The organism is Microbacterium deminutum, assembly GCF_039530205.1.
Taxonomy (GTDB): domain Bacteria; phylum Actinomycetota; class Actinomycetes; order Actinomycetales; family Microbacteriaceae; genus Microbacterium; species Microbacterium deminutum.
The window spans coordinates 343,138-356,619 of the sequence record NZ_BAAAOG010000001.1 but is presented as its reverse complement, the minus strand read 5'-3'; the positions used below and the strand labels follow the sequence as shown (position 1 = coordinate 356,619).

Below are 13,482 nucleotides of genomic sequence, written 5' to 3'. Positions count from 1 at the left end.
CGAGGATCACTCTGCGACGTTGCAGTTCGAGCCCGGTGCGGGCGACGCGGAGCAGCATCGTCTTGCCGCCGCCCGCGGGACCGGTGATCGAGACCAATCTGCTCGTACCGGCGATTGCGGATGCGGCCGCCAGCTGAGCGTCGTCGAGGTTGCCGGATTCGCGTGCGTGAAGCGCGGCCACGCCGCGCATGTCCTCGCGCCTCGGGAGGGCGCCGGGTGCGGAGAGTGCCGCGAAGCGGTTGCCGACGCGGAGTTTCAGCACGATCGTGTCGGACGCCATGAGTGCCTTGATGTGCTGCGGCTTGGCGTCATCGTCGAGCAGGAGATCGAGTTGATCGTGCCATCGAGCAGCAGGTCCGAGTTCTCTGATCTGTGCACCAGCCCTCTAGGCTCACCGGTCGCTGGATTGTCCCCTTGGATCCAGCGGCGCAGGGCGGGCGCATCGAATTCGTCTCTAGCGATGGTGCCGGTCACCACGGTGTACCTGGTGACCGTCGTGCACTTCGTGTCGGCATATTGCTCGGCAGCCGAGGCACCGAGCGAGGCCCGGTTGGGTGCATCGCACGTGCCCTCGAAGGCGTAAGAGAGGGCATTGCGGATGCCGCGGGAGTCGCTTCCCCTCTTCCAGCTCCGAAGCCTTCCTCGCATGTGTCGAGCGTGCATGCGTAGTCGTGTCATCACCAGGCATGGTGCATACGTGAATTGTATGATTTGGTTCTCGTTGTTTGGTCCGTCGAAGGCGTTGTCTCAGTGATCGCTTCTCTTCGTTAGCGCGCGTCGTTTTGCTTGCTGTATGGAGGTTGCAGCGCGGAGCGCTATTCGTGGGACCGTCATCGGGTCTAGCCCTCATTTCACTTGCATCCGGTACTCAGGTACAGGTTTACGGTGGGTCTCATGACCCAGTTCGAGAATCTTCTGGCGCGGGCGCCGGAGGCATGCACACTGCCCACAGTCGCGCGTCCGCTGCGTGTGACGCAGTTCGCCGACCTGTTCGCGACCGCGCTGGGCGAGATCGAGCGCAAGTCACCGACCGTCGCGACGGTGATGCTCCCACGCGAGCTGCTCGATACCGCTCGCGATCTCGCGGCGAGAGAGACCGAGTGCTGTTCGTTCTTCGACTTCACGGTCGAGGCGGACGGTGACCATACAGCGTTGACGATCCGGGTCCCGTCCCAGTACACCGAGGTGCTCACGGCGCTCACCAGCCTCCTGGGGAGGGTGTCGTGACACTGCGCAGCGGCGAGGTCGCTGAGCGCGCAGGAGTGAATCTGCAAACCCTCCGCTACTACGAGCGTCGGGGTCTGCTGGCACCGCCGTTGCGCACGCTGGGCGGGCACCGCTCCTACCCGGAGGACACCGTCCAACTGCTCAGAGTGATCAAGGCGGCGCAGCGACTCGGGTTCACCCTCGACGAGGTCTCGGAACTGATCGACACCCGCCAGCGCGGGCACATCACACCGGATCTGCGGACCCGAGCGGAGACGAAGATCCTCGAGGTGCAGCACAAGATCGACGACCTCGTCACCATCCGTGAGTCGCTCGAACAGGTCGTGGCTGCCGGCTGTACAAGCATCGATGGATGCACCTGTCCGCAGTGCCCTATTCCGTTTGTCGACATCGCGCACGGCGATCAGGCATGACAAACCCCGACCGGGCGTGCCCGCCGCGGAGGTTCCGTTCGGCGCCCCGAAGCGCACCACGGCGGCCGGCGCTCTCGCGCTGATCGCGTTGTTCCGGATGCTGCGCGCTGCCGTACCTGATCGCCGTTGCGGTTCTCACCGAGGCCGGGGCCGCCATCGCACAGCAGGCTCTCATCGCCGCTGCAGCGGGGTCGTGCCTCATGACTTGACTCCTCCAAGGATCAATCCCACTTTGGCGAGTTGCCCGCACCGCGATCTGTCCCCACTTCGAGCGACCCGCCCTTCCCGCAGGAAGCATCGCGGTCGGTTGCGCGCAAGAGATACAGGGACGCCGACAAGGGGCACGCGGCCACGTGGAGTCAACCGCGCGGGCGAGTCAAGGAACGATGGCGATCTTTCCGCGCACAGTACCTGCCTGGAGGTGCCGGATGGCTTGGGGCACCTCTTCGAGCGGGTAGGCCCGCTCGAGAGTCGGCACGATACGACCGGTCTCGACGAGGTTGGTGAGTGGTTCGAGGTCGCTGGCGCGCTCCTTGGTCGTCTGCATGGTGAGGCGGTGCCGGAGGAAGGGCGAGAGGGCGATCGCGCGCAGTTGGCGTCCGATTCCGCCGGTGACGGGTCCGCCGTTTTCGCCGCCGACGATGACGAGAGTTCCACGCGGTGTGAGCACGCGACGGAGTCGTGCGATGGTCGAGTTGCCTGCGATGTCGAGGATCAGGTCATAGTGCGCCGCGCCATCGGCGAAGTCCTCGCGGGTGTAGTCGATGACGTGCTTGGCGCCGAGAGACCTGACAAGGTCGAGTTTTGCGGTGCTTGCAACTCCGGTCACGTGAGCGCCGAGCGCCGCGGCGATCTGGACGGCGTAGCTGCCGACTCCTCCGGACGCGCCGATGATCAGCACTCGCTGGCCGGGCTGGAGTCGTCCGGCGTCGCGCAGCGCTTGAAGTGCGGTGATGCCGGAGACGGGGACGACGGCGGCTTGTTCGAAGGTCAGACTCGGCGGCTTGAGGGCGAGTTTGTCCTCGCGGGCGGCGGCGTACGCGGCGAATGAGCCGCGGCTGATGCCGAACACCTGGTCGCCGACGGCGAAGCGCGTGACGGACACGCCGACTTCGACGACCGTTCCGGCCACGTCCAGTCCGGGCACTCGGTTCTTCGGGCCGCGGAAGCCGAAGCCCATGATCCGCATCAAGTACGGGCGGCCGGTCATGGTGTGCCAGGTGCCGCGGTCCAGTCCGGCGGCGCGGACGCGGACGAGAACCTCGTCGGCGGCGATCTTCGGCCTGGAGGTCTCCTCCAGGTGCAGGACGTCGGTCTCGCCGTATCGCTTCTGGACGATGGCACGCATCGTGTCTGAGGTTCCGAGGGGCGGTGCGGGTGACGGTTCTGCGGTGCCGGTGGTGTCGATTGTGGTGGTGGACTGGTCTTGATTCGGTTCTGTGGGCATGTCTCCAGGGTATGGTTCAGGTGTCGTGTCTCCTAGGACAGGCTCTTGACGATCTCGGCCACCGAGGGAGGGCCATGAGCGAACCGCGCATCGTGATCGTCGGGTTCCCCTCGGCTCAGATCCTCGACATCACCGGGCCGCTGGAGGTCTTCTCCACGGCATCGCGGTTCCTGCGGATACCGCGGTACGCGACCGAGCTCGTCAGCACCAACGGGGGCCCGGTCCTGTCCACGAGCGGCCTCGAGTTCGCGACGAAGCCGATCGAGCACGTGGTCGGCGGTATCGACACGCTGGTGGTATCCGGGGGCCGCGACATGGACGAAGCAGCCGCCGATGCGAAGCTGGTGGACAACATCAGGCGCCTCGCGGCGCACTCGCGGCGGGTCACGTCCGTGTGCTCCGGCGCCTTCCTTCTTGCAGCGGCAGGGCTGCTGGACGGCCGGCGCGCGACCACGCATTGGGCGGAATGCGCCGATCTCGAACGCGACTACCCGGCAGTGTCCGTCGAACCGGATGCCATCTATGTCCAGGACGGGAACGTCTGGACCTCGGCCGGTGTCACCGCAGGAATCGACCTCACGCTGGCCCTGGTCGCCGACGACTACGGGCGCAAAGCGGCCGCGACTGTCGCCCGCCGGCTCGTCGTGTACCTTCGCCGCTCGGGCGGGCAGGCGCAGTTCTCCGCGGTGCTCGCAGCGCAGTCTGCGAACGACGAACCCATCCGCGACCTGCTGGACTGGATACCCGACAACCTGACCGCCGACCTCTCCATCCCGGCGATGGCGGCACGCACCCACCTATCCGATCGGCAGTTCAGCCGGATCTTCAAGACCGAGGTCGGCATCACCCCAGCCGAGCATGTGGAGGCGGTCCGGATGGAGTCAGCGTGCCGGCTCCTGGAGACCACGCTGTTGGGGATGGAGGAGGTTGCGCGGGCGTGTGGGTTCGGCGTCCCCGAGACCATGAACCGCGCCTTCCGGCGACGCCTCAACACCACCCCGGGCGAGCACCGGCACCACTTCGGGTCGGCGTGACCTCGACCTGAACGATGACAGTCGACGGGCTACCGGTTCACGCTCTCGCCCGTGCGGACGGATGAGACCACCTCGGCGATGGCGTGAGCGGTGGCCGCCGCACCGTTGGGATCGGCCACCAGCGCCTCGTGGGTGGCGCCTTCGACGATCCGGTGCACGGTGTCGGTCGACAGCGTTGCCATCTGATCCTGCGCCACCGTCCATGCGGCATCGTGTCCACTTCCTGCCGTCAGGACGATCAGGGGCATATCGCCCAAGTCGGTGAGGGATGCCGCCTGCCGTACTGCGTCGCTTGCGTCGGCGTATTCGTCGATGGTGCTGAGGAGGTCGCGGGGGGTGGCACCGAACAGGTGGCCGAGTCCCAGCTGCGCAACTGTTGAGACCAGTGCGAAGACACGATCCACAACGAAGGGACGTGCGGTGTAGGGCGCGGCTGCGGGATTCGGGGCTGTGGAGTCGATCAGCACCATGCCCGCGACCTCGCTGGGATATCGGGCGGCGAAGGTCTGCACGTACAGCCCGCCGAAGGAGTGCCCGGCGAGCACATAGGGTCCGGGCACACCGGCACGCTGCAGCAGGGTGTGGAGGTCGGTCGCGATCTGGATGCCGTGGGGAGGGGTCGGAGCGGACTCGCTCCACCCGCGACCGGCGCGGTCGTACACGCACACGCGAGTGTCGGCAGCTACGCGTGTGGAGATCAGCGCAAGATCCGACGCCTTCGCGCCGCCGCCGGCTTCGAGGACGACGGTGGGGCTTCCGGAGCCGGCGCAGTACACGTGGAGGCCGTGATCGCCGATCTCGACCAGTCGGCCCGGCATGGGGTTCGCCTGCGCATCCGCGGCTTCACCGATGGTTTGATAGCCACCGCCGACCGCCGTGAGAGCGAGCAACCCAGCCACAGGGTAGAGCACCCACCGACTACGGGAATCGCGGAGGCCGTGGTGCACGCGCACGAGCATCCAGATCGACAACCCCAGCATGACGGGCGGCCAGATCCAGTTCAGAACCTGCTGCAATGAGGGGCCGAACGCCACCAGGAGAAGGCCGCCGACGCCCATCAGCAGCGCTGGGGCGTACGCCCATCGCTGCGGTCGATCCGTAAAGCGGACGGACAGGATGGCCAGCAGTGCCCAGCCGAAAGCGAACCCGCAAAGCACCGACCCGGTGACGGCACTCTGCGTCGCCGGCCCGAATGGGACGGCGGCGAGAACAAGCGCGGCGGCGAGGCCGACGACCAACGACCCCACCGCGATCGGCCCGACATGCCGCCTCCGAACCGGGGTGGACCGCGTCGAGCCGATCTCGTCCTCGGGGGTCGGTGTGGCGGTGAGAGGGGTGACGGTGGTCACGACATGCTCCGTTCCTTTGGGGGCGACACGCAAGCGCCCCGGCTGTTCTTGAGGGGATGAGTTCACGGTAGGAGTGGCTCAGCGCGCCGGCCTAGGACACGGTCTTGACGATTTCGGTCGCGTGGCCGAGATCGTCAAGACCGTGTCCTAGGCGCCCCTCCCGCCCGCCCATAGCGTGAACTGCGTCCCCATGAACACGAATCGAGATGACATGCGCAGCGCTGACGTTCGGTGGCTCTGTCTGTTCATCACCGCCGCGTTCACGGCGGTTGTGATCGCGTTCGGGCGCTTCCGCAGCAACGAGAGGGTCGCGCGCGAACGATCGCCGAAGGCGTCGGCCGGCGGCGGAGCGAACGCGAGTCATTGCCACCCGAGTGAGGCGTCACGGCCTTCTCGGGGCCACCTGGCGTGAGCCACGCGGCCGCGACGAACTTCGCCGCGGACGGGTTTCACCTGTCCCACGCATCCGTGTTGCCAACTACACCCGAATTGGAGAGTCTCATGGCCAACATCCTCCGCCGTGTCGGCATGATTGCCCTGTCCGGCACCATCGCAGTCATCTCGTTCGCCGCGATCGTCATCGCAGGCATCATGCAGTCCAGCCAGCCGGCACCAGCCGCGACCCAACCACCGAGCCCGGCCTCGAGGACCGCGAATCACCGCGCCGCGGATGCGGATTCCGGGCGGCACGTCGTGGCGATCGTCCTCGGTCAGTCCGGCACCGACGCCGCCGATGCCCTGGCTCCGTACGAGGTGCTGGCCAGCTCGCCCGCCTTCAGCGTCTACACGGTTTCCGCATCACCGCAGCCGGCAGGGTTCGACGGCGGCATGGCTGTCGCTTCCAACTACACGTTCGCAGACGTCGAGTCGGGAACCGCACCAACGCCGGATCTGATCGTCGTGCCCGCGGTGAACCTCCCCGACGGTCCCGAAGAGCAGGCCGCGCGCGAGTTCATCGCCACCCGCTATGCGGCCGGTGCGCGAGTGCTCGGCATCTGCGCAGGCTCCCGCCTGCTGGCAGCATCCGGCGTCCTCGACGGCACCACCGCGACCTCGCACTGGTCGCGCATCGGCGCGCTCGAGGACTCCCGCCCCGAGGTGACGTGGCTCCGTGGCGAGCGGTACGTGCAGGACGGAAGGATCACGACCACGGCAGGGGTCACCTCCGGTATCCCTGGCACTCTCAAAGTCATGGCCGATATGGCCGGCGCGGCGGAGGCGATTCGGGTCGGCAACGAGATCGCATACCCCGGCTGGTCCCTCGACGCTCCCACCGCGATCCCCGCACAGTCGTTCGGGACCATGGATGCCGGAGTCCTGATCAACACCGCGTTCCCGTGGTCGCGCCCAACCGTCGACATCCAACTGTCCGAGGGCATCGGGGAGATCGACGTCGCCGCACTCTTCGAGGTGTACACCTACTCCCAAGCCGCCACGACGAACGCCGTCTCGACGACGGGAACCGTGCACACCCGCCATGGCCTCACCATTCGCACCGGACTCGCGGGCGCGAACGACGACAGCAGCGACGCACTCGTCGCGGGCGGCTTCGCCGGACATGCCGGATACGGAGGATTCGATGCGGCGATCGAACAGCTCTCGCGCACGACCGGCCCAGCCGTCGCCGAGTCCGTCGGCAAGATGCTCGAGTACCCGCTCGACCGCGTCACCATGGTCGATGCGCCTACCCTGGATCGGTGGCGTGCCCCCGCGCTCCTCGCGACGGCCGTGCTCCTCGCGGCGGCTCTGGGTGCGATGCCGTACGCCGCCCGTCGACTCCAGCGACACCGATGACCGCCGCCGCCCACCGAACCGCGCAATGGCCAGGAAGGAACGAGTCATGCACAACCGCTCGACCCTGCCGCTCGTTCTGACTCTCGTAGCCGCGCAGTTCGTCGTGATGCTCGACTCCAGCATCCTCAATGTCGCCCTGCCATCGATCGCTGCGGACCTCGACCTGACGCCCGTCGGAACCGCATGGGTTCTGAACGCCTACTTCCTCAGCTTCGGGGCACTGCTGCTGATCTCGGGCCGCGCTGCCGACGTGTTCGGACGCCGCCGCATGTTCCTCATCGGCGCGGGAGTGCTGGTCGTCGGTTCCCTGATCGGCGGGTTCGCGACGGGAGAGCTTCAGCTGATCGCAGCCCGCCTGACACAGGGCGCGGGCGCGGCGATGCTCAGCCCGGCAGCGATGTCTGTGATCCTCTCTCGCTTCACCGGCCCCGCGCGGGCACGAGCGATGAGCGGCTGGGGCGCCGCATCCACCGTCGGGGGCGCAGTCGGGGTGACCGTCGGAGGTCTGCTCACGGCTGTGCTCGGCTGGCAGAGCGTGCTGTTCGTGACCGCCGCCGTCGCACTAGCCATCGGCGTTGCAGGATGGGCGCTCGTCCCGCCCGCTGAGGCCGGTGCGCGCCGCCCGTTCGACGCGACCGGCGCGAGCCTGGTCACCGCGGCTGCGCTCGCGGTGGTCTTCGCAGTGCTGTCGGCGCCGCACCGCGGCCTGATCTCGGTCGAGGTGATCGCATCCGCAGCGATCGCGATCGCGTGCCTCATCGGGTTCGTGTTCGTCGAGAGGCGCAGCTCCGATGCCATCCTGCCGCCCAGCGTGCTGCGCGACGCACGCGTGGCGGGCGGCATAGCGGTGAACCTGCTGGGTGGTGCCGCGCGGATCGCCTGCTTCGTGCTCGTCGCCCTGCTCCTCCAGCAGGTGCTGCAATACGGGCCGGGTCTCGCGGGGCTGGCAATGCTTCCCACCTCACTGGCCGGGTTCGCGGTCAGCCTCCTCGTTCTGCCCAGGGCGCTGAACAGGCTCGGACCGCAGCGTGTGGTCGTCATCGGCCTCCTCCTGCTCGTCGTGGCGCACCTCATGCTCGCCACCGTCGACAACGGCGACTTCTATGTACTGCGCGTCCTGCCTGCGCTGGTCATCGCAGCGGCGGGCGTCGCGCTGAGCTTCACCCCGACCACCCTCGTCATCGCCGAAGGCATCGCCGCCCACAACGCCGGTGTCAGCTCGGGCCTCGCGTCCGCCACAGCCCAGATCGGCGGCGCGATCGGGATCGCGGTCTTCGGTGCGCTCGATGCGGCCAGTCGTGCGGTCGTCCTGGAGGCGGGTGGCACGGCGATGGCAGCGGCGGAGGCAGGCCTGCAGGCGGCCCAGCTCGCGGCGGCCGCCACGGCTGCGGCAGCGGTCGTGGTCGCCCTCCTCACCCTCCCCGCATTGACACCGCCGCGCGCGAGGCGAGGGCAAGCAGTGCCCGTGGAGGCGGAGACCTGATCGCTCTACGCGTGGTGCGAAATCAGCCAAACATGAGGTCGAAGACCAACTCAACTCAGTCTGCATCGACCGCGCGAGGGCGCCGCATTCGGACTGGGCCGGGAAGTGCCGGGCAGGTCTGTGGATGGATGGGTCCCGTGACTCGCGGTCCAAAGCTCTTGCGGCGCCAGTTGCCACCAGGCCGAGCGATCGCTCGCCATGATCGGTCTTCACCGCACCTCCGACACTGGCCTCTCGAGCAGTCGGGTGCGGCGGAGTTCTGGGACGTGGAGTACCGGAGGGCCGGAGCGCAGCGGAGGACCGAGGATATGCCGCGAAAGCCCTGAACGTAGTCGCTGACGAGCGCTACACTCTCGCCGTCGGAGGGAACGTCGTGATGTCGAACCAACTTGCGTGTCCTCGCGGCTGCGGGCTGGTCGAGGCGATCCCCGATGGCCGGCGCACCTGGTATCGAATCTCCGACCCGCATCTCGCGCCCGCGTTGAACGAGTTGCTGCAGATCGTGCTCTTCGTCGAGCCCGACTGCTGCGGCGAAGCGGAATGCACGTGCACATGACCGCCACGTCGCCGCTCTCTGAAGCGCGCAAGGATGCTTTGCAGAGCCGGATCCGATGGATCGTCGCCGCGACAATCGGCTACAACCTGATCGAAGCGATCGTCGCGGTCACCGCCGGGACGATCGCCTCGTCGACCGCGTTGATCGCATTCGGGCTCGACTCCACCATCGAGGTCCTCTCCGCCGCCGCAGTCGCCTGGCAGTTCACCCGCCGCGACCCGGAGCGATGGGAGAAGGGCACGCTCCGCGTCATCGCCATCGCGTTCTTCGCCCTCGCCGCGTACGTCACGGTCACGTCGCTGCTTGCGCTGCTCACTCGCGTCGAGGTCGAGCACAGCGCCCTCGGCATCGCCATCACTGCCCTGAGCGTCATCGTGATGCCGTTCCTCTCGTTCGCGGAGCGCCGCGCCGGCCGTGAGCTCGGCTCGGCGACCGCCGTTGCCGACTCCAAGCAAACCCTGATCTGCACCTACCTCTCGGCCGCGGTTCTGATCGGGCTCGTGCTGAACAGCCTGTTCGGGTGGTGGTGGGCGGACGCGATCGCAGGTCTGGTCATCGCGGTGTTCGCGGTCCGGGAAGGCCGGGAAGCGTGGCGGGGGGATGCATGCGCGACCTCAGTCGGCGTGCTCCTCGAGGACGACCATGACGAGCTGACGCATGACCACCATTGATCTCTAGTCGGTCCTCAGCGCGATGATTCTTCCCGAGAGCGCCACACGGAAGCGCTCGGAGCCCGCTACTCTCGGTCGACGTTGCCACACACCGCGACCATCGTCCGGTGTCATGTCTCAGGACATCCCTGACAGTTCTGAATTAATAGATCCCTGACGTTTCGGCGTTGTTTGGTCCTGACAGTTCTCCCTCGATGTTTGGGGGATGAGTCGTGTTGAGCCGTTGATCCTCGTGTCCGCCTCGCGATCACGCAGCCCCGTCATCCCGTCTTTGGCTACGGAGTATGCATATACTGCGCATATACCCGCGGCGAAACGTCCGACCGCCCTCCCCCAACGGCAAGGAGACGATGATGTCGGTGCGCCAGAGTCTGCTGGCCATCCTCGATCAGGGGCCGTGCTACGGGTATCAGCTTCGCGCGGAGTTCGACCGTCGAACGGGATCCACCTGGCCGCTGAACGTCGGCCAGATCTACAGCACCCTGGACCGCCTCGAGCGAGATGGACTCATCGAGAAGGGTGAGACCGACGAGCACGGCCACGTCTACTATTCGATAACGGATGCCGGTTCCCTCGAGGTCGCGTCCTGGCTCGACTCACCCGTCGATCGCGGCCAGGGGACGCGTGACGCGCTGGCCATCAAGCTCGCGCTGGCGGCGACACTGCCGGGCGTGGACGTCGCCACGGTCATCCGATCCGAGCGCGACGCCTCGCTGGCGCAGCTGCGCCGACTGCAGCTTGCGAAGCGTCCACCGGCGGATCCCGCTGAAATCGAGGATCTCGCACGGGAACTCGTCGTCGACTCGATGGTCTTCGCGATCGAGGCGGAGGTGCGGTGGCTGGACCACAGCGAGCGGCTGCTGGCGGAGCGACCCGCGCATGCGATGGCGCTGGAGCTGTCAGCCCAGATGCCGAAGCGGGGCCGGCCCGCGAACGCCGAGACGGGCGTCGACGCGCCGACGAGCTGAGGCGACGTCGCTCACTCCGATGTCGGCTCGCGCCCGTACGATCGGATCTCTCGGCCGGAGAAGGGAATCCGGTGGAGAAGTGGCATCCGATCCTCGAGGCCGTCGAGGGGCCGACCGGCACCTGGCGAATGATCGACCGCACCGGAAAGCAGTACGGCACGATCGAGCTCCGACGGGTCATGAACGGCACCGACACCCGCTACCGCGTCATGTTCCGCGACGACGTGATCGGCTGGGCGACGTCGCTGAAGCTCGCGTGCGAGAAGGTGCATCGAGCGTTCCTGCGCTCGCACGGCCCCGGCGGCGGACCGATGGCGAGCTGGGGTGCGCCCACGCATCGCGCCCCTGCGGGCCATATGCCTCGAGCGGAATGAGTCCGACCCACGCTGCCGTCAGGTTCTGAACAATTCGATGCCCAGGTCCGGATGATCCACGAACACGCCGTCGACCCCGGAATCGCGGATGACGCTCCACTCTCCACGCCAGTCGCCGAACGCGCGCGCACCGCCACGGCCCCGGAACTGCGGGATCAGGAACTCGTTCTCGGGCCGGCACGTCCAGGTGAACACGCGGAGCCCCCGCTCGTGCGCATCGGACACCAGTGCCGACGGACCCGATGTGCGCCCGAGTCTGTCGGGAGCGAGGATCAGCCGCTTGTCGACGCTGATCCCGTCGACGACTCCGGCCAGCGCGTCGAGCCCGGCGGGTCGCGCCGTCTGCCGGTAGGTCGGCGCCGCCTTGCCGCGCGCTGCAACAAGGTCGAACGGGCGACCGGCAGCCTCGATGAGATAGACATACGACGCGCGGATGCCGCGATCCCGCAGGCGCCCGAGGACCGTCGACTCGAACGACTCGATCGTGAGCGTGGCCTCATCCCCTTGCCAGCCCGCACCGCGCAGCTCGGTGTCGACGAGGGCTGCGACATCCCAGCCGATCGACTCGAAATACGTCGCGTGCTTGATCTCGAGCACCAGGCCGATGGCGCGGTGCTGTTCGATCGAGGCCTCGCGCACCAGGTCGAGGACGTCGCGAAGGCGCAGGACGGGCTGCGTGTCGTCGAACGAGGCACTCGACGGCCGAAGCGCGGGCAGCCGCTCGCGGCAGCGAAGGGTCGCCAGTTCATCCCACGTGAAGTCCTCGGTGAACCATCCGGTGTGGTCGACGCCGTCGACCGTCTTGGTCGTGCGCCGGCGGGAGTATTCCAGCCGATCCGAGACATCCGTCGATCCGGAGATCTCGTTCTCGTGCCGCACCACGAGGACGCTGTCGCGCGAGACCACGATGTCGGGCTCGACGGCATCCACACCCATCGCCAGTGCGAGCTCATATGCCGAGCGGGAGTGCTCGGGCCGGTAGCCGGGCGCACCACGGTGCCCGATGACGAGCGGTCGCGTGCGAGGCACCGGTTCAGGCTATCCGCCGGGCCTGCGGGGACGACTGCGAGCCGCCGGTTCAAATCGCTCTCACAGGCGCTTTCTGCCGCAACGTGGGCGGTGTCGGATATCGTGGAGCCACAGCACAGCGCTGTCGACCCCCTTGACCTTGGAGTGTGAGAGCAGTGGCCCTCAACAACCCCGCATTCAACAACCCGGCGTTCCAGGATCAACGCGCCGTCCAGTCGTATCCCGGCGGTCCGCAGGCCGCGACCATCGGTGGGCAGACGCAGACCGCGTCGGCCCAGCAGGCGGCGGTGGACGCCGCGGCGCAGGCCCGACTCGAGGGCATGTACGCCGCCCCCCCGGCGGGCGCCATCGAGACCGACCGCATGACGGTCGAGGACACCGTCTGGAAGACGATGGGCCTCTTCGCGGTCCTTCTCGTGACCGCGGTCGCGGGCTGGCTCTGGACGATGGCCCCGGTCAGCAGCAACGCCGCACCGACGACCATCCCGTGGATCGTCGGCATGCTCGGCGGTTTCGTGCTCGCCCTGATCGTGTCCTTCACGTCGGCAAAGAAGGTCAGGCCGGCGCTCATCTTCGCCTACGCGGCCTTCGAGGGTCTGTTCGTCGGCGGGATCTCGGCGTTCTTCGAGTTCCTCTGGCCGGGGATCGTCTTCCAGGCGACGCTCGCCACGCTGTCGGTCGTGGGAGTGACCCTCGCTCTCTTCGCGAGCGGCAAGATCCGGGCCTCGAAGCGCTTGACCAAGATCTGGATGATCGCGATGATCGGGTACCTGGTGTTCTCCCTGATCAACCTGGTGCTGATGTGGACCGGCGCGCCCATCGCAGGCGGCGTATTCGGCATCTACAGCCAGCCCAGCTTCCTGTTCGGCATCCCGTGGGGCATCCTCATCGGCGTCTTCGTCGTGATCATGGCGGCGTACTCGCTGGTGCTCGACTTCGACCTGATCCAGCGGGGCGTGCGCAACGGGGCTCCCCGCAACTTCGGCTGGCTCGGCGGATTCGGCATCATGGTGACGGTGGTGTGGCTGTACATCGAGATCCTGCGCATCCTCGCCATCGCGCGAAACTGACCTCTCGCTTCCGAGTGACAGAACGGCGGTCCGGTGCATCGGGCGGCCGTTCTGCTCTGAGCGGAAC

The 13,482-nt window shown here is 67.5% G+C and carries 13 protein-coding genes; 10 read left to right on the top strand and 3 right to left on the bottom strand.

The features are described 5' to 3' along the window. Window positions 1-19 precede the first annotated feature (19 nt). The 3 genes from ABD212_RS01595 to ABD212_RS01585 all read left to right on the top strand — a co-directional run bounded on the left by ABD212_RS01595 (window position 20) and on the right by ABD212_RS01585 (window position 1,640). On the top strand, window positions 20-583 hold the full coding sequence (locus ABD212_RS01595; protein ID WP_344090493.1) for a hypothetical protein: 564 nt from the start codon (window positions 20-22) through the stop codon (window positions 581-583). 311 nt (window positions 584-894) lie between these two features. Beyond that, window positions 895-1,227, top strand: a complete 333-nt coding sequence (locus ABD212_RS01590; protein ID WP_344090491.1) for a hypothetical protein — start codon at window positions 895-897, stop codon at window positions 1,225-1,227. Further along, on the top strand, window positions 1,224-1,640 hold the full coding sequence (locus tag ABD212_RS01585) for a MerR family transcriptional regulator (protein WP_344090489.1): 417 nt from the start codon (window positions 1,224-1,226) through the stop codon (window positions 1,638-1,640). The genes ABD212_RS01590 and ABD212_RS01585 overlap by 4 nt, the downstream gene beginning before the upstream one ends. A 376-nt stretch (window positions 1,641-2,016) precedes the next feature. On the opposite strand, the gene ABD212_RS01580 is transcribed toward ABD212_RS01585, so the two are convergent. Next, the gene (locus ABD212_RS01580) at window positions 2,017-3,087 is read right to left on the bottom strand and encodes an NAD(P)-dependent alcohol dehydrogenase (RefSeq protein ID WP_344090487.1); all 1,071 of its coding nucleotides are present in this window, start codon (window positions 3,085-3,087) and stop codon (window positions 2,017-2,019) included. Between the two features lie 74 nt (window positions 3,088-3,161). Here ABD212_RS01580 and ABD212_RS01575 point away from each other — a divergent pair, with 74 nt between their 5' ends. Further along, window positions 3,162-4,121 (top strand): GlxA family transcriptional regulator, encoded by a 960-nt coding sequence (locus tag ABD212_RS01575; protein WP_344090484.1) that lies wholly within the window; start codon window positions 3,162-3,164, stop codon window positions 4,119-4,121. A 29-nt stretch (window positions 4,122-4,150) separates the two neighbouring features. Here ABD212_RS01575 and ABD212_RS01570 read toward each other — a convergent pair whose 3' ends face one another. Then, window positions 4,151-5,470: an alpha/beta fold hydrolase gene (locus ABD212_RS01570; RefSeq protein WP_344090482.1), complete on the bottom strand. Its 1,320-nt coding sequence runs from the start codon at window positions 5,468-5,470 to the stop codon at window positions 4,151-4,153. A 501-nt stretch (window positions 5,471-5,971) separates the two neighbouring features. On the opposite strand from ABD212_RS01570, the gene ABD212_RS01565 reads away from it, so the two are divergent. The 5 genes from ABD212_RS01565 to ABD212_RS01540 all read left to right on the top strand — a co-directional run bounded on the left by ABD212_RS01565 (window position 5,972) and on the right by ABD212_RS01540 (window position 11,316). Beyond that, window positions 5,972-7,264 carry a DJ-1/PfpI family protein gene (locus tag ABD212_RS01565; RefSeq protein WP_344090480.1) on the top strand — a complete coding sequence of 431 codons (1,293 nt, stop codon included), beginning with the start codon at window positions 5,972-5,974 and terminating at the stop codon, window positions 7,262-7,264. 46 nt (window positions 7,265-7,310) lie between these two features. Beyond that, window positions 7,311-8,747 (top strand): MFS transporter, encoded by a 1,437-nt coding sequence (locus ABD212_RS01560; protein ID WP_344090478.1) that lies wholly within the window; start codon window positions 7,311-7,313, stop codon window positions 8,745-8,747. A 552-nt stretch (window positions 8,748-9,299) separates the two neighbouring features. Then, complete coding sequence (locus ABD212_RS01550; RefSeq protein ID WP_344090476.1) at window positions 9,300-9,974, top strand: cation efflux transmembrane domain-containing protein; 675 nt, start codon at window positions 9,300-9,302, stop codon at window positions 9,972-9,974. 353 nt (window positions 9,975-10,327) lie between these two features. Further along, window positions 10,328-10,942 (top strand): PadR family transcriptional regulator, encoded by a 615-nt coding sequence (locus tag ABD212_RS01545; protein WP_344090474.1) that lies wholly within the window; start codon window positions 10,328-10,330, stop codon window positions 10,940-10,942. A gap of 71 nt (window positions 10,943-11,013) precedes the next feature. Then, window positions 11,014-11,316 (top strand): hypothetical protein, encoded by a 303-nt coding sequence (locus ABD212_RS01540; RefSeq protein WP_344090472.1) that lies wholly within the window; start codon window positions 11,014-11,016, stop codon window positions 11,314-11,316. Window positions 11,317-11,334: 18 nt separating this feature from the next. Here ABD212_RS01540 and ABD212_RS01535 read toward each other — a convergent pair whose 3' ends face one another. Further along, window positions 11,335-12,345 (bottom strand): glycerophosphodiester phosphodiesterase family protein, encoded by a 1,011-nt coding sequence (locus ABD212_RS01535; RefSeq protein WP_344090470.1) that lies wholly within the window; start codon window positions 12,343-12,345, stop codon window positions 11,335-11,337. Between the two features lie 155 nt (window positions 12,346-12,500). Here ABD212_RS01535 and ABD212_RS01530 point away from each other — a divergent pair, with 155 nt between their 5' ends. Continuing rightward, window positions 12,501-13,415, top strand: coding sequence for a Bax inhibitor-1/YccA family protein (locus ABD212_RS01530; RefSeq protein WP_344090468.1), 915 nt, complete (start codon window positions 12,501-12,503; stop codon window positions 13,413-13,415). Window positions 13,416-13,482: the final 67 nt, after the last annotated feature.

Bases quoted from the DNA above. Each gene is read 5' to 3' on its own strand.
- ABD212_RS01590 (WP_344090491.1), top strand. From the start codon at position 895: ATGACCCAGTTCGAGAATCTTCTGGCGCGGGCGCCGGAGGCATGCACA.
- ABD212_RS01580 (WP_344090487.1), bottom strand. From the start codon at position 3,087: ATGCCCACAGAACCGAATCAAGACCAGTCCACCACCACAATCGACACC.
- ABD212_RS01575 (WP_344090484.1), top strand. From the start codon at position 3,162: ATGAGCGAACCGCGCATCGTGATCGTCGGGTTCCCCTCGGCTCAGATC.
- ABD212_RS01565 (WP_344090480.1), top strand. From the start codon at position 5,972: ATGGCCAACATCCTCCGCCGTGTCGGCATGATTGCCCTGTCCGGCACC.
- ABD212_RS01560 (WP_344090478.1), top strand. From the start codon at position 7,311: ATGCACAACCGCTCGACCCTGCCGCTCGTTCTGACTCTCGTAGCCGCG.
- ABD212_RS01550 (WP_344090476.1), top strand. From the start codon at position 9,300: ATGACCGCCACGTCGCCGCTCTCTGAAGCGCGCAAGGATGCTTTGCAG.
- ABD212_RS01545 (WP_344090474.1), top strand. From the start codon at position 10,328: ATGTCGGTGCGCCAGAGTCTGCTGGCCATCCTCGATCAGGGGCCGTGC.